The organism is Pseudohongiella spirulinae (assembly GCF_001444425.1).
GTDB classification, from domain to species: Bacteria; Pseudomonadota; Gammaproteobacteria; order Pseudomonadales; family Pseudohongiellaceae; genus Pseudohongiella; species Pseudohongiella spirulinae.
Genome location: NZ_CP013189.1, coordinates 2,234,068 through 2,255,303, shown reverse-complemented (window position 1 = coordinate 2,255,303; position 21,236 = coordinate 2,234,068). Strand labels below are relative to the sequence as shown.

15 protein-coding genes are annotated in these 21,236 nt (G+C 55.5%); 8 read left to right on the top strand and 7 right to left on the bottom strand.

Annotated features, from left to right (window positions below; all coding sequences use genetic code 11):
- Window positions 1-148: 148 nt before the first annotated feature.
- The 3 genes from PS2015_RS10355 to pstB are packed head-to-tail and all read left to right on the top strand — an operon-like array spanning window position 149 to window position 4,967.
- On the top strand, window positions 149-2,446 hold the full coding sequence (locus PS2015_RS10355) for an ABC transporter permease subunit (RefSeq protein WP_058022172.1): 2,298 nt from the start codon (window positions 149-151) through the stop codon (window positions 2,444-2,446).
- Between the two features lie 35 nt (window positions 2,447-2,481).
- Complete coding sequence (gene pstA / locus PS2015_RS10350) at window positions 2,482-4,149, top strand: phosphate ABC transporter permease PstA (RefSeq protein WP_058022171.1); 1,668 nt, start codon at window positions 2,482-2,484, stop codon at window positions 4,147-4,149.
- Window positions 4,150-4,199: 50 nt separating this feature from the next.
- Window positions 4,200-4,967, top strand: a complete 768-nt coding sequence (gene pstB / locus PS2015_RS10345; protein WP_237113424.1) for a phosphate ABC transporter ATP-binding protein PstB — start codon at window positions 4,200-4,202, stop codon at window positions 4,965-4,967.
- 281 nt (window positions 4,968-5,248) lie between these two features.
- Here pstB and PS2015_RS10340 read toward each other — a convergent pair whose 3' ends face one another.
- Together PS2015_RS10340 and dacB are read right to left on the bottom strand one after the other, a co-directional pair.
- Window positions 5,249-6,109, bottom strand: a complete 861-nt coding sequence (locus PS2015_RS10340; protein WP_058022169.1) for a hypothetical protein — start codon at window positions 6,107-6,109, stop codon at window positions 5,249-5,251.
- Window positions 6,110-6,123: 14 nt separating this feature from the next.
- A complete protein-coding gene (dacB, locus tag PS2015_RS10335; protein ID WP_058022168.1) occupies window positions 6,124-7,512 on the bottom strand; it encodes a D-alanyl-D-alanine carboxypeptidase/D-alanyl-D-alanine endopeptidase in 1,389 nt (462 codons plus the stop codon).
- Window positions 7,513-8,087: 575 nt separating this feature from the next.
- Between dacB and PS2015_RS10325 the strand changes: the two genes are divergently transcribed.
- Window positions 8,088-8,387 (top strand): hypothetical protein, encoded by a 300-nt coding sequence (locus PS2015_RS10325; RefSeq protein ID WP_058022166.1) that lies wholly within the window; start codon window positions 8,088-8,090, stop codon window positions 8,385-8,387.
- A 76-nt stretch (window positions 8,388-8,463) separates the two neighbouring features.
- Here the strand turns inward: PS2015_RS10325 and uvrA are convergent, their stop codons facing one another.
- Entirely contained in the window at window positions 8,464-14,172 is a 5,709-nt protein-coding gene (gene uvrA, locus PS2015_RS10320; RefSeq protein WP_058022165.1) for an excinuclease ABC subunit UvrA, read from the bottom strand.
- 108 nt (window positions 14,173-14,280) lie between these two features.
- On the opposite strand from uvrA, the gene PS2015_RS10315 reads away from it, so the two are divergent.
- Entirely contained in the window at window positions 14,281-15,753 is a 1,473-nt protein-coding gene (locus PS2015_RS10315) for a carboxylesterase/lipase family protein (RefSeq protein ID WP_082628093.1), read from the top strand.
- A gap of 42 nt (window positions 15,754-15,795) precedes the next feature.
- Here the strand turns inward: PS2015_RS10315 and PS2015_RS10310 are convergent, their stop codons facing one another.
- On the bottom strand, window positions 15,796-16,380 hold the full coding sequence (locus PS2015_RS10310; RefSeq protein WP_058022163.1) for an HD domain-containing protein: 585 nt from the start codon (window positions 16,378-16,380) through the stop codon (window positions 15,796-15,798).
- Window positions 16,381-16,777: 397 nt separating this feature from the next.
- Between PS2015_RS10310 and PS2015_RS10305 the strand changes: the two genes are divergently transcribed.
- Window positions 16,778-17,377, top strand: coding sequence for a DUF502 domain-containing protein (locus PS2015_RS10305; protein WP_058022162.1), 600 nt, complete (start codon window positions 16,778-16,780; stop codon window positions 17,375-17,377).
- A 40-nt stretch (window positions 17,378-17,417) separates the two neighbouring features.
- On the opposite strand, the gene PS2015_RS10300 is transcribed toward PS2015_RS10305, so the two are convergent.
- A complete protein-coding gene (locus PS2015_RS10300; protein WP_058022161.1) occupies window positions 17,418-18,308 on the bottom strand; it encodes a radical SAM protein in 891 nt (296 codons plus the stop codon).
- A gap of 95 nt (window positions 18,309-18,403) precedes the next feature.
- Between PS2015_RS10300 and PS2015_RS10295 the strand changes: the two genes are divergently transcribed.
- The gene (locus PS2015_RS10295; RefSeq protein ID WP_082628233.1) at window positions 18,404-19,129 is read left to right on the top strand and encodes a sulfite exporter TauE/SafE family protein; all 726 of its coding nucleotides are present in this window, start codon (window positions 18,404-18,406) and stop codon (window positions 19,127-19,129) included.
- Window positions 19,130-19,233: 104 nt separating this feature from the next.
- Window positions 19,234-20,007, top strand: coding sequence for a TetR/AcrR family transcriptional regulator (locus PS2015_RS10290; protein WP_058022159.1), 774 nt, complete (start codon window positions 19,234-19,236; stop codon window positions 20,005-20,007).
- Here PS2015_RS10290 and PS2015_RS10285 read toward each other — a convergent pair.
- Window positions 19,985-20,593: a lysophospholipid acyltransferase family protein gene (locus PS2015_RS10285; protein WP_237113311.1), complete on the bottom strand. Its 609-nt coding sequence runs from the start codon at window positions 20,591-20,593 to the stop codon at window positions 19,985-19,987. The genes PS2015_RS10290 and PS2015_RS10285 overlap by 23 nt on opposite strands.
- Window positions 20,594-21,151: a nitroreductase family protein gene (locus tag PS2015_RS10280; RefSeq protein ID WP_058022158.1), complete on the bottom strand. Its 558-nt coding sequence runs from the start codon at window positions 21,149-21,151 to the stop codon at window positions 20,594-20,596.
- Window positions 21,152-21,236: the final 85 nt, after the last annotated feature.

Below are 21,236 nucleotides of genomic sequence, written 5' to 3'. Positions count from 1 at the left end.
GGGGATTTGTCCCCTGGATGAAAACAGGACAGGGATGTCCGGATTTTACACATTGAGCAAATAAGACAGTTTTGTCACAAAACAGTCATAAATTTGAGATATGCTCCGCCCATCTAAATTGGCACATGCATCAGGACAGTCTTCGCCCATGCCCGATCTCTCTCCGGATATTCCTGTACCCGATAAACCCAAAGTGAGCCTGTTGCCTGATTCTCAGCAGCGCCAGGCATTGCGTCGCAAACGAGCCCGCAACGATAAATTCTCCCGATGGGGTATCACCTCGGCCGGTTACGGTGTTGTGCTGGCTCTGGCGACCATATTTATTTATCTTTTTTATGAAGTTGCGCCCATTCTCAGGGGAGCCACAGTAGACCGTCAGGTCGCTTATCAATTGCCAGTGCAGGACAGCCCAACGCTGCGCCTGGTGTTGGAGCGGTATCAAACGCTGGGCATCCAGTATACACAAGCCGGAGAAGTGGTCTTTTTTGAAGCCGACTCCGGGGCAATAAATAGACGCTTCAGTGTAGCCGTACCGACCGATGCCAGGGTCACAGCGTTTGGTGCAGCTGAATCGATTTCCAATACGCATGTCTACGGCTTCAGCAATGGTCAGGCACAGGTGGTCAGTCATGCGTTCGACATCAGTTTTCCGGAAGATACGCGCGTTCTGGAGCCGAAACTGGAGTATCCGCTGGGTCAGGCACCCATTCAGATTGATGATCAGGGCCGTGCCCTGCAGCAGGTGGCAGTGGCAACCGTGACCCGTGGGCCGGGCGGTAGCGCCATTGCGGCGGTGACCGAGGATGGTCGTTTATTACTGGTAAATCTGAGCACACGAACCAATCTGCTGACCGGACAGACACAGGTGACACGAACGGCGCATACTCTGCCGGCCATCCCGGGACGTGCATCGGAACTATTGCTGGATAAATCGCTTCGTAACCTGTTTGTGGTTGATACCAGCGGTCGGGTGCATTATTACGATATCTCCAATCCTGCTCAGAGCCGGCTGGTGCAGTCTGCCGATGTGGGGAAAGGTCGAAATATCACCGCATCCGCCTTTCTGGTGGGCAGTGTGTCTCTGATCTTTGGTACCGATGCCGGAGAACTCAGTCAATGGTTTCTGGTGCGCGATGAGCAGAACAATTACAGCCTCGAGGAAATCCGCAACTTCCGTCAGCACAGTGCCGCTATTACCGCCATCGCACCTGAGTACACGCGCAAAGGTTTTGTCGCCGTCGATGCGGCGGGCGAGATTGGAATCCACTATGGCACCTCCTCACGCACACTGCTGCTTGAGTCTTTCAGTGATTCAGCACTGCAGCAGGTGGCTATTTCCCAGATAAACGAGCGACTGTTATTGCTGGACGATCAGCAGACGATTACCGCCGCCAGTCTCTGGAATGAGCACCCGCAATTGTCCTGGTCGGCCATGTGGAACAAGGTCTGGTACGAAGGCCGCGCCGATCCGGAGTATATCTGGCAGTCGTCCTCGGGCACTGACGAGTTCGAATCGAAGTTCAGCCTGGTGCCACTGTCACTGGGCACGCTGAAGGCGGCCTTTTATGCCATGCTCTTTGCAATGCCATTGGCTATTGCGGGCGCTATCTATACAGCCTATTTTATGACTCCGAAGTTGCGCGGAGTTGTTAAGCCCAGCATCGAGATCATGGAAGCATTGCCCACGGTTATTCTGGGTTTTCTGGCTGGTCTGTGGCTGGCACCTTTTGTCGAAAGTAATCTGCCGGCGGTATTCAGTTTCTTTATTTTGATGCCTCTGATGATGCTGCTGTTTGCCTTCGCCTGGTCCAGACTGCCGGCTGAGTGGCGCAATCGAGTCCCCGAGGGCTGGGAGGCAGCACTGCTGGTGCCGGTCATACTGTTGTTCGGGTTGATTTGCATACAGTCCAGTCCGTGGATGGAAGTTGCCTTTTTTGAGGGCAGTATGCGCCAGTGGTTCACCGATATTGGCATTACTTACGATCAGCGCAATGCCCTTATTGTTGGTATCGCGATGGGTTTTGCGGTCATTCCAACGATTTTCTCAATTGCTGAAGATGCTGTTTTCACAGTACCTCGTCATTTAACGCAAGGCTCGCTGGCACTGGGTGCGACGCGATGGCAAACGGTTATGGGTGTGGTATTGCCAACAGCGAGTCCGGGCATTTTCTCAGCCGTTATGATGGGCTTCGGACGCGCGGTCGGGGAGACCATGATTGTATTGATGGCGACCGGTAACAGCCCGGTTGTCAATTTCAATATCTTTGAGGGCATGCGCACACTGTCGGCCAATATTGCCGTTGAACTGCCCGAAACGGCCGTAGGCTCGTCGCATTTCCGTGTGCTGTTCCTGGCGGCCCTGGTGCTATTGGCACTGACATTTATTGTAAACACGCTGGCGGAAATCATTCGTCAGCGACTACGTCAGCGCTATAGCAACCTGTAAGGCTGGCGGACTGGTTAACCAATAGGGATTTCAGAATGAAGCAGTGGCTTAAAAGCGGCACACCCTGGATCTGGCTTAACGGCGGCGCGGTTGCCTTTTGTATGATTATGGTGGTTGGCCTGATTGGTCTGATTGCTGTGCGCGGTTTCAGTCATTTCTGGCCGGCAGACATAGCCATGTTCAATCTGACGCAGGCCGACGGGCAACAGCGTACGATAATCGGTACGCCTGTGCGCAGTCAGATTGTCCCGGCGGCGGTAGCCCGGGATTCCGGTGAACCCGTGCCTGAATCCGAGGAACTGGTTACCCGGCATCTGTTGAAACTTGGCAACCGTGATGTTTACGGTCAGGACTTTTCCTGGTTCCTGGAAATATTCATGGATGAATGGCACTACCCGGAAGACATCCTGGCCATTGAACGTCGGGAATGGGGTAACTTCTATGGCCAGCCGGTGGCTTTGCTGAGAGAAGGCAGTGTTATCAGTACCCCGACAGACACCGATTTCCATGAGCAGTTGCAGTCATCCGTTGAGCGCAGCCTGACTCTGTTCGATCAGATTCGTCGTCTGGAGCGCGGTGAGATCGGACGCATTAATGCGTCACTGGAACGCCTTCGACTGCAGGAGCGCGGCCTGGCGATCAATCCCCTGCCTGCCGATGAGGACGCGCGTGAACGAGAGCGCATTGCCATGGAGCGTGCGCAGTTAGATGCCGATTACGCGGTGCTGCGACAGGAACTGGATGTCATTTATGACAGTACTCGTCGTGATGCCTTACGGATGGTCACGGCTGAGGGCACTCAGCAGGATATTTCCCTGGCGGCCATAGTCAGAGTGACAGCACCCAATGCGATGTCAGTGCTCCAAAAAGTGGGGCAGTATTTTGAACGCCTTTGGGAATTCCTGACCGACGAGCCTCGCGAAGCTAATACTGAGGGCGGTATTTTCCCGGCGATTTTTGGCACGGTAACCATGGTGTTTGTGATGTCCATTATCGTCACGCCATTTGGTATTCTGGCAGCGATCTATCTGCGCGAATACGCCAAACAGGGCACCATGACCCGGATTATCCGCATATCGGTCTACAATCTGGCCGGTGTACCCTCCATTGTCTATGGCGTGTTTGGTCTGGGCTTTTTTGTTTACTTTTTAGGCGGCAATATTGATCAGTTGTTTTATGAGGCTGCATTGCCTGCTCCAACGTTTGGTACGCCAGGCCTGTTCTGGGCATCGCTGACCCTGGCTCTGCTGACACTGCCAATTGTTATTGTGTCTACCGAAGAAGGTCTGTCACGCATTCCCAGCACGATCCGCCAGGGCAGTCTGGCACTGGGTGCCACCAAGTCAGAAACACTCTGGAAAGTTGTAGTACCGCTGGCAACCCCGGCCATGATGACCGGACTGATTCTGGCGATTGCGCGAGCTGCGGGAGAGGTGGCCCCTCTGATGCTGGTGGGTGTCGTCAAACTGGCGCCGACCTTGCCCGTTGATGCGACGTTCCCGTTCATCCACCTGGAACGTAAAATTATGCACCTGGGCTTCCACATTTATGATGTCGGCTTTCAGAGCCCAAATGTTGAGGCCGCGCGCCCGCTGGTGTATGCGACCGCCCTGGTGCTGGTGCTGCTGATTGTGGTTCTTAACCTGACAGCTATCAGCATCCGCAACCATCTGCGCGAACGTTACCGAAGTGCGGGCGATTAAGGAGCCACAAGCCAAACATGTCTATTTTGCAGAACAAAGAGTCCACATTCATGAATGCTGACGAAACGCCCAAAATACGGGTTCAGGATCTAAACCTGTACTATGGAAACGACCAGGCCCTGCACAATATCAACCTGACCATTCCTGAAAAAAAAGTCACCGCTTTTATCGGGCCATCAGGCTGCGGTAAATCGACCCTGTTGCGCTGCTTTAATCGCATGAATGACCTGGTTGATATCTGCCGCATCGAAGGGCAGATCCTGATGGATGGCAAGAATATCTATGACCGCGATGTCGATGTGGCCGACCTGCGTCGCAGCGTTGGTATGGTATTCCAGAAGCCCAATCCATTCCCAAAGTCCATCTACGAAAACGTTGCTTACGGTTTGCGGCTGCAGGGCGTCAAGTCCAAGCGGGTGCTGGATGAGGTGGTGGAGAAGTCACTGCGTGCAGCGGCGCTGTGGGATGAAGTCAAGGATCGTCTGCAGGACAACGCCTTTGGTATGTCCGGCGGTCAGCAGCAACGTCTGGTGATTGCGCGGGCGATTGCCATTGAACCGGAAGTGATTCTGCTGGACGAACCGGCCTCGGCACTGGATCCGATCTCCACGCTGAAAATTGAAGAGCTGATTAATGAGCTCAAGCGTGATTACACCATTATTATCGTGACCCATAACATGCAGCAGGCGGCACGTGTCTCAGATTACACGGCGTTTATGTATATGGGGGATCTGGTTGAGTTTGGGGATACGGATACGTTGTTTACCAATCCTAGCAAGAAGCAGACTGAGGATTATATTACTGGGCGCTACGGGTAGAGGCTTCGTTTGGGGTCCGGGCCGGCTTCAGCAAAGTTTTTCCATTTGGCCTGAATGGTGCGGATTCTGCTCACCCGCTACCGGCCCTTGTGCCGATTCCACTATCCTTAGTGCGGTATACTCGTTTTTACTACCCGGCTCACTACCTCCCGGTGTTTAGTACTCGCTTTAGCGACTTCAGTGCCTGACGGCAGCTGGATCAGCGGTACAGTCCTCGGGTACACCCTCGCTCCTTGTACCGCTACTCCCGCGGCCTGGAACAGGCGCTGGTGCCTGCTCTCTTATTGGCCCATTACGGCGCGTCTTGTGCGGGTGGCGCTCATGGTGTTTTCTACGGTGTTGATGTTGGCGCGCACGCGGTTATTGGTGTCGGTTCTGTCGTCGGTAGGTGGCAGTGGCTCGTCAAACCGGGGCAGGGCGAAGAGCAGGGCGGCGGGGCGTTGTTCGGCGTTGGTGTAGTCGTAGTTGTTTTCTTCGTCGCCGCAGTTGATGAGGTCGCTGCGGCGCTGGCGGGTGTCACAGTCGATGTTGTTGCGGTTGTTGGCGGTGTGCCGGGTGGCGCGGCGGATGTCAGTTGTTGCCGGGGCGAGCAGGCGGGGTGCGTCCGTGGGCAACGGCCTTTCGTTGCTCAGCGGAATTTCAACGGTTTCCAGTGATGGCGGTGCCGTGGGTGCTTGTTCGGGTTCTGCAGCTACGCCCGGTTCGCTCTCCTGAAGTGTTGAGGTGTCGCTGGCTATGCTCGCAGGTTCGGGTTGTACCTGAGGCGGGCTGGTCTCAGGGCTGATGTCCGGTTCTGGCTGTGGCGTCGGGCGCGGGGTGACCAGCGTAATCTGCACACGGTTAAACTGCTCAGGTGCTGCTGTTTGACGTGTTACCCATCCGTAGTTTGTAACTAAAATCAATAAGGTGAGATGCGTGGCGATGCTCACCAACAGGATTGCAAAGAAACGCCCTGGTGAGCTGTTCTGTGGATCAGGGTGGCGGTCATCGGCCTGCCAGTCAGGCTGGTCGGGCAGATTGAGATGAATGTGCTCGGGTAGCGTTGGTGTGCGGTGTTCCATTTCGGCGGCTATCGGCAGGGTGTCAGCAGTCTTTGACCCGTCTTTGTTTGAACGGTTCCCGCCGAACTCTCTGATCGGCACGGGGACTATTGATGTTACTGCTCGCTTGCCCAGCGCAGCAGAGCGTCAGCCAGCTCCTGGCCTGTACCCCGGTCAGCGCCGGGATGGTTGACCAGTGCAACCACAACATAGCGCTTGCCGGAATGTGCATGCACATAGCCGGCGATGCCCGCCACGCCGCTCAGGGAGCCGGTTTTGACATGGATACGCCCTTGCGCCGGCTCATCGGCCAGCCGGTCGTCCATGGTGCCATCCAGTCCCGCCAATGGCAGGGAGGAAAGAAACTCCGGCATGATTGGCTGCTGCCAGGCATGCTGCAGACTGTCTGCCAGCATGCGTGCCGTCAGGCGTGTGTCGCGGGACAGGCCGGAGCCATTGGCGATCAACAAGCCGGTGCGCTGCACGGCGATACCATCCAGATACTCATGAATCGCAGCTATGCCCGTGTTGATGCTGGCCGGTGCGCCACTGTGTTCCAGTCCCAATGTCAGCAGTAACTGACGGGTCATCATATTGTTGCTGTATTTGTTGATGGATTTGACGATGTCGCCCAGCGGCGGCGACTGCCAGCTCACAATCGGTTCAGCCGCGGGGCGACCTTCAATGGACGGCAGTGTGTTTGTCTGCAAACTCCCGTCAAAGCGGCCACCCAACTCCTGCCACAGGTAGCGAAACAGCTCGTAGGTGTAGGTTGGCGCATCCAGCACCGCGCGCGTCATGGTGTATTCCTGGCACTGTGACGGAAAGCTGCCGCTGAAAATGACGGTTTGAGTGCTCTTGTCTTCGCTGAAACTGACACCACGCTGAAAGCCTGTGCAGGCACCCTGTTGCACACGCAGGCGGTTGTCGATACGCAGCCCGGGCAGGGGCGGGTCAGCAACGATGCGTACATTGCGCCCGTCTTCGGCGGGATAAAAATAGAAAGTGACTACCTGAAAGTTGGTGATTGCTGCATGTGGCAGCACGTTATAGGCGCGGTTGGACTGCGCATCAAGACTGTCTTCTACTGACACCGCCGGGTCAAACAGGGTGTCATTGATGAGCAGATTGCCGCTGATGTGCTGTACGCCGCGTCGTTGCAGGGTTTTCAGCATGCTTCGCATATGCTCTTCCACCAGAAACGGATCGCCACCGCCGCGCAGCAGCAGGTCGCCATTTAATACGCCGTCATTGATGGATCCCAATGCATACAACTCAGTACGCCAGGTGTAGGCCGGTCCCAGCATATCAAGCGCCGCCAGCGTGGTGAGGGTTTTCATGGTGGAAGCCGGGTTCAGCGGCAGGTCGGTATTGATGGCAAGCACCGGGGTGTAGCTGCCGATCTCCTGCACCAGCAGAGCGAAGGAGTCTTCCGGGAACTGATGGCCGTTGATAACCACCTGAACGCCGGGTGGCGCCTGATTGCTTTGGGCGCTGACTGCCATCGGTAGCCATGTCAGGCTCGCCAGCAGGACGTATGTCGCGGTGGATAACTTCAAGAATTTTCGGATTACAAACAAACACGTCATGGGTGATTACTTTCAGGCAGAAGACTGGTTTGACCAGTTTAAGCTGATTTGCATCCGGCTACCAAGTCGCGGTGGTAGCGACAAAGCATCTGCCGGTGTCTGACTCGAATGTGCAATCGCTCGTCAATTAGTCTATTAATTACTGAGTTTTTCGGTAAGTGTACATATACTGTAGTTTGATTGCATAAGGCACACATTGTGATAATATTTCCCTCCATGAAAATCTTTTCGTGGGATAACGAGAAAAACAAATGGTTGATCGCTGAAAGAGGCGTGTCGTTTGAGAGGATTGTTTTTCTTATAGAAAACAATGCTCTGATTGACCTGGTTAGGCATCCCAACTCCGATAAATATCCATCTCAGAGGATGTTTATTGTTGAGATCGATAATTATGCCTGGTTGGTGCCCTTTGTGGAGTCCGATCACGAGATTTTCCTGAAAACCGCTATCCCAAGTCGTAAAGCGACAAAGAAGTATCTTGGAGGTGATGTATGAACACAAAGCTGACGCGTGATGAGCAAGATATCCTTGAGTCGTACGAGAACGAGGAGTGGCATTCAGTCAAGACCAATAAGTCAATGGAAGCGTATCGGGCAGCGGCTCGGGCAACGTTCAAGAAAGACAAGCGTGTGAATATCAGAATATCCGGGAAGGACCTGGAGCTACTTCAGGAGCGCGCCTTGATCGAGGGTATCCCGTATCAGACGCTGATGTCGAGTATTCTCCATAAGTATGTATACGGTAATTTGATCGACAAATCTCGTGAGATAAAAGATCAAACGGAAGCGTAACTGCGATCAATGGTCAGATCGACAGTCCGATGATCGGTCAGGATACCGGGCAATGCCGACGACTATGCTCGTCAACTTATTTAAGCATGTCCATCAAGTAGCGCCCGGTATGCGATCGCTTGCTGCGCGCCACTTTTGCTGGCGCTCCCTGCACCAACACCTTGCCGCCTTTATCGCCGCCTTCGGGTCCCATGTCGATGACCCAGTCGGCCTCGGCGATGACGTCCAGATTGTGTTCAATGACGATGACTGAATTGCCGGCATCGACCAGTCGGTGCAGCACGCGCAGCAGTTTTTCGACATCGGCCATGTGCAGCCCGACAGTGGGTTCGTCCAGCACATAGAGCTTGTGCGGCGGCTTGCTGCCGCGCAGGCTCAGGTGTGGTTTGGCCTTGGCCAGCTCGGCGACCAGTTTGATACGCTGGGCCTCTCCGCCGCTGAGTGTCGGACTCTGTTGGCCCAGGGTCAGATAACCCACGCCAACATCCTGCAACAGCTTCAAAGGGTGATGTACGGATGGTACTGATTCAAAAAAATTGACGGCCTCGTCGACATTCATGGCCAGCACTTCGCCAATATGTTTGCCCTTGTATTGCACCGCCAGGGTTTCATCATTGAATCGCCAGCCTCCGCAGGCTTCGCAGTCCACGCGTACATCGGGCAGGAAATTCATTTCGATCTTCTGCATGCCATTGCCGCTGCAGGTTTCGCAGCGCCCGCCGGAAACGTTAAAGGAGAAACGGCCGGGCAGGTAGCCGCGTAGTCTGGCATCGACGGTATCGGCGAATAGTTTGCGGATGGTGTCCCAGATGCCGATATAACTTGCAGGGCAGGAGCGAGGTGTCTTGCCAATCGGTGTCTGATCCACCTGCAGCACGCTGTTGATACCCTGCCAGCCGTCAATGGATTCGCAGCCCTGCCAGTTGCTCTTGCGTTTACTGCCTTTGGTCTTGCCGCGTTTATTGTTGGCGATTACCAGATCACGCAGATTGTCATACAGAACACCACGAATCAGTGTGCTCTTGCCGCCACCACTGACGCCACTGACCACCACCAGTTGTCGCAGTGGGATATCGATGTCGACATTACGCAGGTTGTTCTGGCTTGCGCCGCGTATCCGCAGTGTTTCTTTTTCCTGTTGTTGGCGCAGCGTGTCATCGCGCAGATCAGGCAGTGGGTGACGCATGGGATTGGCCAGGAACTGTCCGGTCAGCGACGTTTTGTTCTTCTTAAGCTGCTCAAGCGTGCCGGTTGCCACAATTTCACCACCATTGACACCAGCGCCTGGGCCGACGTCAATCAGATGGTCCGCTTCGGCCATGGTGGCGTCATCGTGCTCAACAACAATGACGGTATTGCCGTGCTGCTGCAGTTCGCGCAGCGTCGCGATCAGCAGGGCGTTGTCGCGGGCATGCAGACCGATGGTGGGCTCATCCAGAATGTAACAGACGCCCTGCAGGTTGGAGCCCAGCTGTGAGGCCAGCCGGATTCGCTGTGCCTCGCCGCCGCTGAGTGTGGGTGCTGCGCGGTCCAGGCTTAAATACCCCAGTCCGACTTTCTGCAGAAAGTGCAGCCGGCCATTGAGCTCTGGCAGGATGTCTCGGGCGATAGCCAGCTGTTTGGTATCCAGTTTGATTTTGCCAATGTGGGTGGCAGCCGCATCGACGGACAGCCGTGTCAATTCAGCAATATTCTGGTTCTGGAAACTTACCGCCAACGCAGTCGGGTTGAGTCGGCTGCCGTTACAGCTACGGCAGACTTTGGCGGGTTGCGCATTCTCGTCTTTGTCCAGGAAGTTTTCTTCTTCACCAGTCAGCTCTTCATTAAAGTCGGCCAGTTGTTCGCCGGTGCCAAAGCAGGATGTGCACCAGCCATGCCGGGAATTAAACGAGAACAGTCGGGGGTCCAGGTCATCAAAGCTGCTGCCACAGCCAGGGCAGGCACGTCGCGTCGAGAACAGGGCATCGGCTTTGGTCTTCTTGCGACGCTTGCCGGTGGTCACTTCGCTGATGCTCAGCAGGCCATTACCAACCGCCAGCGCTTCACCGATCAGCCGGTTCAGTTCGGCTTCGTTTTTCTTGTCGATAGCGCATTCGCCTATGACGACTTCGATGTCGTGTTCCTTATAGCGGTCCAGCACGGGCCAGTCGTCACTGGGCAGTATCTTGCCGTCGGCACGCAGATGGCTGTAACCCTTGTTGGCTGCCCAGGCCGCCAGTTCCTTGTATAAACCCTTGCGGCCGACCACAACCGGGGCCAGCAGGGTGACCTGACGCCCCTGCCATTCGGATTGCAGCCGCGACAGAATCATGTCCTGACTCTGAGGTTCTATGGGTACATCACAATCAGGGCAGTATTGTGTGCCCAGTTTGACAAACACCAGACGCAGGAAGTGATAAATCTCGGTCAGTGTGGCGACCGTACTCTTGCGACCGCCACGGCTGGTTCGTTGTTCAATGGCAACAGTAGGCGGGATGCCATGGATGGCATCCACATCCGGTTTGCTGGCTGGCTGTACAAACTGCCTGGCGTAGGCATTCAGCGATTCCAGATAACGGCGCTGACCCTCGGCAAATACAAGATCAAACGCCAGTGTGCTCTTGCCGCTACCGCTGACGCCAGTGATGACCGTGAATTCATTCCATGGCAGGCTGACGTCAATGTTCTTCAGGTTGTGTTCGCGGGCATGATGAATCTGGATCGCCTGTACTGGCTTGACGCGTTTACTGCTGCTTGCTGAGCTTGATAGTGTTTGTAAGACAGTGCCTCGCTTTTTGCCACTACCCTGATTGCGTTTTAACTCGGCCTCGTAGTCTCTCAGCGCATGAGCTGTGTGGCCTTTGCCGCTGGCTATGAACTGTTTCGGTGTGTCCGCTGCAATCAGTTGCCCACCCTCAGCGCCACCTTCCGGACCAATCTCGATCAGCCAGTCTGCTGCACGGATTACATCCAGATTGTGCTCAATGATCAGCAGCGAGTGGCCTGCGTCCAGCAGTTTGCGAAACGCTTTCAGCAACACATGGATATCATGGAAGTGCAGCCCGGTGGTGGGTTCGTCAAACAGGAACAGAATGCCTGTTTCTGATGTCTTGTTTCCAGAGGATTTCTTGCCAGCCGCCGATTTGCTGCCAGGTTTTTTGTTACTAAGCTTTTTGTGACTAACTTGGGCCAGATGTCCGGCCAGTTTCAGGCGCTGTGATTCACCACCGCTGAGCGTTGGTACCGCCTGCCCCAATTGCAGGTAGTGCAGGCCGACATCGAGTAGTGGCTGCAGGCAGTTCTGCACCTCGGCATCACCGTCAAAAAACGCCAGGGCTTCTTCAACTGTCAATTCCAGCACGTCGGCAATGGACAGCGCACGGCGACTGTCATGTGGGTCCAGCAGTGTCACTTCGAGAATTTCACGGCGATAGCGTTTGCCGTTGCATTCGCTGCAGCGCAGGTAGACATCGCTGAGGAACTGCATCTCCACATGTTCAAAACCATTGCCAGCGCAGACCGGACAGCGACCGTTGCCTGAGTTAAAACTGAAAATGCCCGGTTTGTATCCGCGCTCGCGTGCCAGAGGCTGATCAACAAAACGTTTGCGAATAACGTCGAAAGCACCCACATATGTGGCCGGGATTGAACGCGTGGTCTTACCCAGTGGACTTTGATCGACAAACACTATGTTACTGATGTGTTCATAACCGCTCAGACTGTCGTGCGCACCCGGAGCTTCGGTGGCGATACCCAATTCACGACACAGACCGCGATACAGAATGTCGCGCATCAGGGTTGATTTGCCAGAGCCGCTGACACCGGTCAGGCAGACCAGGCCATGCAGGGGGATGTCAACATCAACGCCCTTGAGATTGTTCTCACGTGCGCCGCGAATACAGATTTGAGGAACGATTGAACCTTCAGGCTCTGTGCGGCGGCGTTTTTTAAGATCGTACACTGCTGCAGGCTCAGCAACCGCGTCGAGGCGCTCATCAGCTGCTTCGGCCACCAGCAACTCGCTGCGCAGGTATTTTGCGGTCAGTGAATCCTTGTGTTTGAGCAACTGTGCCGGTGTACCCATAAAGCGTACTTCACCGCCACGCTTGCCCGGTCCGGGTCCGATGTCGATGATCAGGTCGGCAGCCAACATGACCTGCGGGTCGTGTTCCACAACAATCAGTGAATTGCCGGCGTCCCTCAGGCGGTGCAGAATCCCGACCATGCGCTGCATGTCGCGAGTGTGCAGGCCGATGCTGGGTTCATCCAGCACAAACAGCGTGTTGACCAGCGATGTGCCCAGTGCTGTTGTCAGGTTGATACGTTGTACCTCGCCGCCACTGAGTGTGCGTGACTGGCGGTCAAGCGTCAGGTATCCCAGTCCAACATCGAGCAGATACCCAAGGCGGGACCGGATCTCGCCGATCAGAAGCTCGGTGGCCGCATCCAGCTTGCCGGGCAGTCGCAGTTTCTCAAAAAAATCAGCACAGTCCTGCAGTGGGAACTGCATCAGCTCATTGATGGTGTAGCTGTTGCCCGGAATGCCGGTTTGTCCGGCCGCCTGGGGCTGCTGATGCAGCCGCCACCACAATGACTCAGGTTTCAGGCGCGCGCCGTGACAGGCGTGACACTCAGTGTAGGCGCGGTAGCGGGACAGCAGTACGCGCACGTGCATTTTGTAGGCACGGCTTTCCAGCCAGGCAAAAAAACGCCGAACGCCATACCAGACATCTTTTGCCCAGTCGCCTTCGCCTTCCAGTACCCACTCCCGGTCCGCATCAGACATCTCCCGCCAGGGGGTGTCCAGCGGAATGCCGCGCTTGCGGGCGAGTTTCTCCAGGTCAAACTGGCACTCCAGAAAGCTCTTGCTCTGCCAGATTTTGATGGCGCCTTCGCGCAGCGTTTTATTGTGATCGGGGATGACCAGGTCAAAATCCACGTCGATGATGCGACCGAAACCGCGACAGGTTTCACAGGCACCAATGGGTGAATTGAATGAGAAGGCACCTGGTCCTGCATCGCTGAATTCACGTTCGCAATCCGGGCAGTGCAGATGGCTGGAGTAGGCCTTGATCTGCTGTTCCGGCTGATCGGGTTCGGCGTATATCAGCACATGGCCACTGCCATGGTGCAGCGCGGTTTCCACGGCCTCGGCTAGTCGCCCCTGATTGTCGGCGCGCAATCGCAGGCGGTCCTGTACCACATGCACCTGGCCCTCATGACTGGCCTGAATGCGGGTATACCCTTGCTGGTTCAGCCACTGACGTACTTCATCTTCACTGAAATTGTGCGGCACTTTAGCCGGGAAACAGACATGCAAGCGCGTCTCGTTGGGCAGGCTTGCCTGCAGGTCGGCAACAACGCTCTGTGTAGTGTCGCGTTTGACCTCACGGCCGCAGCCGGGACAATGCAGATTGGACAGCCGTGCAAACACCAGTTTCAGATAATCATTGAGCTCGGTCATGGTGCCGACTGTGGAGCGCGAGGTGCGCACCGGGTTGGTCTGATCGATGGCGATGGCCGGCGGGATGCCTTCAATGCTGTCCACTGCCGGCTTGTCCATGCGGTCCAGGAATTGCCGAGCATAGGCGGAAAATGTTTCTACGTAGCGGCGCTGGCCCTCAGCATAGATGGTGTCAAAGGCCAGTGTGGACTTGCCCGAGCCACTGACGCCGGTAATGACTATCAATTTGTTGACTGGCAGCTCCAGGCTGAGGTTTTTCAGGTTGTTCTGACGGGCACCGCGCAGAATGATGGAGTCGATGACGGGCGCGGTGCGTTTGGTGTTGGAGGCAGTTTTAGGCATGGGACTCTGGTTTTGGGGATAGCGAAGGTAGCTGTTTATTTATACAGTATTGCTGATACCTTGTCCATGCTACTTTAACAGCTCGGCCATGACTCCACTAAGCACAAAATGAACCGATTATCGTCCGCCTTTATGGCAATCCTGCTGCTGATCAGTACCGCTGCCCAGGCGGCACTGCCCGAACGCATCGTCACCGACAAGGGGGCCATTCTGGGTGCTGCGTTGCCATTGACTGGCGGCTCGGGAGTTCACGAAGATGTCATGAGTTACCGGGGAATTCCCTATGCGGCGCCGCCGGTTGGTGATTTGCGCTGGCGCCCGCCGCAACCCGCGGCGAGCTGGCCGGGTGACCGCGATGCGGCCACGTTCAGCCCGATGTGTGCACAAAATTTCCCCTCCGGTCGCGGTAATGACAGAGTCCAGGAGTCGGGCATGAGTGAAGACTGCCTGTACCTGAACGTGACCACGGCGGCGGAATCGCCGGACGCCCGCCAGCCGGTGCTGGTGTGGTTCCACGGCGGCAGCCTGACATCAGGGTGGGGCAACTCGCATGGACCCAACAGTGCACCATTGCCGCGCCGGGGGCTGGTAGTTGTGTCAGTCAATCATCGACTGGGGCCTCTGGGTTACTTTTCGCATCCGGCGCTATCAGCCGAGTCGCCGCAAGGCGTGTCCGGAAATTATGGCAGTCTGGATACCATTGCAGCGCTGCAATGGGTGCAGAAGAATATCGCTGCCTTCGGGGGCGATCCTGAGCGGGTCACAATAGCAGGCGTATCAGGCGGTGGAGAAAAAGTCCTGTTTCTGATGGCCTCCCCCCTGGCCGAAGGTCTGTTTCATCGTGCACTTGTCATGAGTGGCGGCATTGCCAATGTGCCTCTGCAGAGAACCGAACAGGCCGGCGTCGATCTGCTTAACCGCATTGGTATGCAAAGCACTGAGCAGACACTGGAGCGAATGCGTGCCGTGCCGTGGCAGGATCTGGTAACCACGGCCTCGCGGCGCGAGGGCCGTTATCGCTCGGTATTTACGCTGGATAACTGGTCATTGCAGGGGCTCGCTGCGCAACACGATGTGCCGATTATTCTGGGCATGATGGGGGGTGAAAAAGAACCGGATACCTCACCGCCTTATATCGCACGTGCGATTACACCCGCTGTCCAGGACTTGAGTGATGTCTACGCCTATGTTTTTACACATCTGCCTTACGGTTGGGGCAGTCGTGGCGGACTTGCCTACCACGGCGGGGATGTCAGTTACCTGTTTGGAACCCTGGACAATATAGCCGGTCACTATGGCAACCTGTTTCGGCCCCGGCCCCGCCAGGATATACCCGCTGATCCCGGTATTGACGCGCGCGATGAGTGGGTCAGCGACGCCATGATGTCCATGATTGTGCAGTTCGCCAGCACAGGCGATCCCAATCTGAGTGATGAAGATTTTGCACGCTTAGGCGAATCCTGGCGCTGGCCGAAACTGGACTGGATTGATCAGTATCTGGATATCGGCACAAAACCCATCGTCAAGACCGGCTGGGCGTTTCCTGGCAGTGATCAACAGCGCCCGCGCTATGACGAGTAAACGGCAGGCCCGTGCGCTGTGATTATAGAGTGGTGATACGCTTTAGGCGTCCTTGATACCATTAAATATCGTCTTCTGAGGCCTGGCCATGACCCGTTTGACCATCGGAATGAAAAACTCCAGAGGCTTTGACTCGTAATCCGGGTCGAATGCCTTGCCATCATAAAGCTCACAAAAGCGTTTGGTGTGCTCATAGTAAGGAGAGTCGGCATACTTTTCGCGCATATCGCGGTCACCACCCAGATGGTGGAAGTAGTCGTAACCCTGAAAAATCTGATGATGGCGCAGCAGCCAGTGATTGGCCTCGCTCACAAAGGGTTTGAGAATGGCTGCAGCCACTTCGCCGTGATCGTAGGTTCCCAGCGTATCACCGATGTCGTGCAGCAGCGACACCACGACGTATTCTTCATCTTCGCCAGCCTCGTAGGCGCGAGTGGCTGTCTGCAGGCAGTGCTCCAGTCGATCCACCGGGAAGCCACCACAATCTCCCTTTAGCAGCTCCAGATGTTTGATCACGCGCTCGGGCAGGTTTTTGGCAAAGTCGTTGAATGCTTTGCCGATGATTTGCCAGTCTTGCTGGGTGCTGGTGTCGAAGCTTTTGAAAGTCGCCTGTTTATGCTCGCTCATGAGGACCTCTGTGACTGTGTACCTGGTGCTGGATTCTAGCATGGTCTGACGGTACTCCGTAGCCCGCGCTGTGCGCTGGTCCTTATCACTCCGTAGCGCGCGCCGGGCTGTCGGGTGCTGCAGACTGGACACGCCCGTGAATACGTCCTTGTAGGGCTCGGCGGCGGACGTCCTGTCCGCCGACGGTCCAGTCTGTCAGCACCCGACATCCCGTCGCTGACATTGTGCTGGATTCCACGTCGAAGCAAACGCCTGAACGCTTCCGCAGGCTCAGCGCACGCCGCGGGCTACGTAGTAATAGGGACCAGTGCACAGCGCGGACTCCGAAGTGATAACGTCTGTACGTTGCGCCACCAATACGACACACTTAAGGGCAAACGACCTGAGGAGATAGATTTTGAAAAAGCTGAGCAAGGATCTGTTGACGGGCCTGTCGCTGTTGTTACCCATCGTACTGTCGATTCAGTTACTGATCTGGGTGCTGACGACGGTAGAGGAGTGGCTGAAGCAGGTTTGGGATCTGGTGCTGCCGGCCGAGTGGTATATTCCGGGACTGGCGATTGTGTCGTTTTTGGCGCTGGCGGTTGTGACAGGCATCAGCTTTCGGGTGCGTATCATAAAGCCACTCTGGCTTTGGGGACATAAGCTGATTGATCGTATCCCGGTGCTGAACTACCTGTATAACACCATCAAGGATTTCTTTGACCTGATCGGCGGGCAGAATTTCAGTGATCAGAAAGTGGTCTGGGTGCGCATGCCCGATACGCCGTACCGCCTGTTGGGCGTGGTCACCAAGCAAGGTGACGACGAGCGCTCTCGGCTGGGGCAGATGATCGGTGACGATGAGGTGGCGGTCTATCTGCCGATGAGCTATCAGGTCGGAGGTTATATGGTGGTACTGCCAAAGGATTGCGTGGAATCCGCCAACATCGATGCAGGTGATGCGCTGCGGCTGATCATGAGCGCCGGCCTTGGCCAAAAGAAATCCCGTGCCTGACTTGTAGGATCACTCCGTAGCGCGCTACGAAGTGAGCGCCTCAAAGTCCGCGCTGCCACTCTTCGCGCAAGGCAATGCGCCCCGGCTGATGAATCGCAGTCCGCACGGTCTGCAGCAGCGCGTCTTTATCCTTGCCCAGCACACCTTTCAGAACCAGATAATTCGACGCATGATCACTGCGGAAAATTGTGCTCTCCAGCTCCAGATGGTCCAGAAAAATTTCCATCTCCCGGAACAGCTCCAGCTTGCCCAGCTTGCGCCAGCGATCACCAAAGTGCTTTGTAAATCGCTCAGTGCCGTTGGGCAGCTCAACCACCAGCGTAGACAGGTATTCGGGCTGAGCCGCGTTCATCAGGCGAGCGCTGTTGATGGCGTGGCGCTCGCTGAGTTCGGGACCACCCAGGCCGTTGAGCACCATGACCGAGCTTTTGATGCCGGCAGCCTTCATCTTTTGCAGGGCTTCCAGCGAGCTGTCGAAAGTTTCGCCTTTCTCGATCAGTTGCAGCAGTTCGTCATCGCCGGTTTCGCAGCCCACGTAAAGCAGGCTCAGACCTTTTGCGCGCAGTTCGCGAAGGTCTTCAACGCTTTTATTGCGAAGATTGCGGGGCAGGCAGTAGGCGCTGATGCGGGGTTTGTGGGGCAGCCAGCGGTTGAGCATGTCCAGGATGTCGTGCAGGCGGCGGGTCGACAATGTCATGGCGTCGCCGTCGGCCAGGAAGACCCGGTAGACCGGCAGGTCGGCCTGCACGATGTCGCGCACCTGGGCTTCCAGGGCCTCGATGGGCTGGGGTTTGAAGCGCTTCTGCGGGGCGGTATACATATCGCAGAATGTGCATTTGTTCCACGAGCAGCCGTTGGTTACCTGCAGAATCAGGGACTTCCATTCGCTGGGTGGGCGGAACACCGGTTCGATATAGGACATGGGATACATGGGCGTGAAGTATACCAGATTGCCTGGTGGCGATGAGCAGGGCAGGGGCGTAGAATACGCGCCTTTGATGTTTGGTCAGTGCGGACGACACGACTTTGGATATTATTTTAGCGGCTGCGTTGGTGTTTGTTGGCGCCTTTGTACAGACGGCCATTGGTTTTGGCCTGGCGGTGGTAGCGGCACCGGTTCTGTTTTTTGTTAATCCGGATTTTGTACCTGCACCGGTGACTGTGTCTGCGCTGGTGCTGTCGTTAATTAATGCCTGGTACTTCCGTGATGGCATATCACTGCAGGGCTTAAAGGCCGCTGTCATCGGGCGGATACCCGGTTCGCTGGCAGGGGCCGGACTACTGCTGTGGATTGATAAGGACATGCTGGCGCTGTGGATCGGTATATCGGTGTTGTTTGCAGTAGTGGTGAGTCTGACGTCGTTACGCTGGAGTCCTACCAATAGCCGAATGATGGCCGCTGGCTTTTTGTCCGGTTTTATGGGCACCAGTACCTCCATTGGCGGGCCGCCCATGGCCCTGTTATGGCAGCATCAGAACGTGGCGCTGATTCGCGCCAATCTGGCCGCTTTTTTTACAGTCAGTTGCATCATCTCTTTGCTGATCCTGGCACCGATCGGCCATTTTGGCTGGTTGCATGTCGCACTTTCTTTGCCTTTGGTGCCGGCAACCGTGCTTGGTTTCTGGGTGGCTCGCAGAACCATGCATCGCATGTCGCCGGGCTTGCTCAGGGGTGGCTCTCTGCTGCTGTGTGCTTTTTCTGGCCTTTATGCGGTAGTCAGCGCATTGGTTAATAGTGGTGTCTTGGTGTAAACTTCCTGATCTTCAAGGGAATTGTACTGTTCGATACAGGCTGCTGTGATAGTGCGAACGGTATTAGAGAATTATAAAAAACAATTGATCAGGAGTAACGCTGGATGGCAGTTGAATCCATGGCTGACGTATGGCCCCACAACACTTCAGTGAAAGCCTTTCGCAAGGCCTGGCCTTTGGAAGGCGAGCCTCTGTGGGAGCGGGTCTTTGCGGTGCATCATGACCGTATGCAGATCAAAAACGGCAAAACGGCGCTGCGTAATCTGCAGAAAATCTTCACCTGCACGTTTCGCCTGGCAAACAGCCAGGGGTTCCATTCCATGAGCCTGCGCGACCTGAGCCGGGAAACCGAGATCAGCATGGGCGGTCTGTACGCGTATATTGGCAGCAAAAGTGACCTTGCCTCAGCCATCGAAGCTGTTGTGCGCCAGACGATTGATGATGTCATGTCGGATATCAGCAATCACAACCTGCCGCCCTATGAGCACCTGAAAGCCGCCTTATTCGCTGATATTTACATGAACGATATTATGCATCAGTGGTACTACTTCTGCTTTATTGAAGCCAAGGGTCTGGATAAACAGCAGCGGGAAGCTGCCACTCAGATGGAACAGAAATTTGATGAGCGTTTGAAGTCCATTTTCAGACAGGGTATCGACGCAGGCGTTTTCTCTTACGATGACGATCTGGGTTTGTTGGCAGCGGCGACTACAGCGATGCTGCAGCAGTGGTACCTGAAGCGCTGGAAGTTTCAGCAAATGAAAACCAGTATTGATACCTTCGCCGGATTTACCTTGCAGCACGTCTTGAATGCACTCAACTATGATGTCAATGCGGCGCAGCAGACTCCGCTTGTTAATCAGCGTTCTCTGGCCTGATGCCTTTTTTGTCAGCATAAAACTGACGTATGGCACGCATATCCTCGTCAACGTGACCTGTGGGATTAAAGAAGTCGGCCAGTCCGGCTTCTTTTCGGCTGACATCCAGATAGCCCATCAGGATGGGTACACCAGCGTTATTAGCGATGTGATAAAAGCCGGTCTTCCAGTCCTTGACCCTGGAACGGGTGCCTTCAGGTGGCACCAGAACTACAAGCTCGGGATTTTCCCCATACTGCTGCACGACCTGATCGACCACACCATGATGGCGTGTCCTGTCAATTGGAATGCCTCCCAGCCAGCGCATCACCCCGCCAACCGGGAATGGGAACAGGCTGTGTTTGCCCATCCAGTGCAGCCGCAAGCGTAATTTCAACACCACCATAAGCATCAAAGGGAAATCCCAGTTGCTGGTATGCGGAGCTCCAATCAATACAAAGCGTTGATCCTTGATGGGTTTACCGATGGCCTTCCAGCCCATCAGCCAGAGAATCAGTGACGACAGTCCGCGCAACAAAGGCGTCACGAGAGGTGTGCAGAAAACGGTCGTGCGCATTATTTTTATTTTTGAGTGTTGTTCTGACATTTACCATTCCTGAAAATAAGGGGTAGTGGGCTCCGGGCGCAAGGGACGCCGGGGACCATCAACCTGCCCCAGATAAAGAAAACCTATAATTGCTTCATGCGGTTGCAAGCCCAGACCCTCTAGGACAAGCGGATGTTCGGCCATTGGGCCAGTGCGCCAGATAGCACCCAGATCCAGGGCATGAGCGGCATTGAGCATGTTCTGCAGTGCAGCACCGGCTGACAGGTGTTGCTCGGTAACGGGGACTTTTGGGTGCTCTTTAGGGCTGACGATACCAACAATAATAATGGGCGCGCGCAGGAGTTTATTGCGCTGCGCCTGCAGTTCTTCCGGGGAGATCTCGCAATTGTCCAGGTGACAAGCCTTGGCCCATAAGTCTCCCAGCCGATATCTGGCGTCACCTTTTATCACCAGGAAACGCCAGGGTCGCAGCAGCGCGTGGTCGGCGGCCCGCAATGCTGCCCGATAGATGGCGTCGAGTTGCGAAGCGTCGGGTTCAGGCCCGGTAAGTCTGGGGGCCGATACACGGTTGTGCAGTTTTTCCAGCAGATCATTCATAGTACAGACCATCGCGTTTACGTGTTTCTGAGTCGCAAGTCTCGGAAGCATAAATCAAATGCAGCACAGGGCAAAGGTGACTTTC

Coding starts and splice junctions, on each gene's coding strand:
- PS2015_RS10355 (WP_058022172.1), top strand. CDS start 149: ATGCCCGATCTCTCTCCGGATATTCCTGTACCCGATAAACCCAAAGTG.
- pstA (WP_058022171.1), top strand. CDS start 2,482: ATGAAGCAGTGGCTTAAAAGCGGCACACCCTGGATCTGGCTTAACGGC.
- pstB (WP_237113424.1), top strand. CDS start 4,200: ATGAATGCTGACGAAACGCCCAAAATACGGGTTCAGGATCTAAACCTG.
- dacB (WP_058022168.1), bottom strand. CDS start 7,512: ATGGCAGTCAGCGCCCAAAGCAATCAGGCGCCACCCGGCGTTCAGGTG.
- PS2015_RS10325 (WP_058022166.1), top strand. CDS start 8,088: ATGAACACAAAGCTGACGCGTGATGAGCAAGATATCCTTGAGTCGTAC.
- uvrA (WP_058022165.1), bottom strand. CDS start 14,172: ATGCCTAAAACTGCCTCCAACACCAAACGCACCGCGCCCGTCATCGAC.
- PS2015_RS10315 (WP_082628093.1), top strand. CDS start 14,281: ATGAACCGATTATCGTCCGCCTTTATGGCAATCCTGCTGCTGATCAGT.
- PS2015_RS10310 (WP_058022163.1), bottom strand. CDS start 16,380: ATGAGCGAGCATAAACAGGCGACTTTCAAAAGCTTCGACACCAGCACC.
- PS2015_RS10300 (WP_058022161.1), bottom strand. CDS start 18,308: ATGTATCCCATGTCCTATATCGAACCGGTGTTCCGCCCACCCAGCGAA.
- PS2015_RS10290 (WP_058022159.1), top strand. CDS start 19,234: ATGGCAGTTGAATCCATGGCTGACGTATGGCCCCACAACACTTCAGTG.
- PS2015_RS10285 (WP_237113311.1), bottom strand. CDS start 20,593: ATGTCAGAACAACACTCAAAAATAAAAATAATGCGCACGACCGTTTTC.
- PS2015_RS10280 (WP_058022158.1), bottom strand. CDS start 21,151: ATGAATGATCTGCTGGAAAAACTGCACAACCGTGTATCGGCCCCCAGA.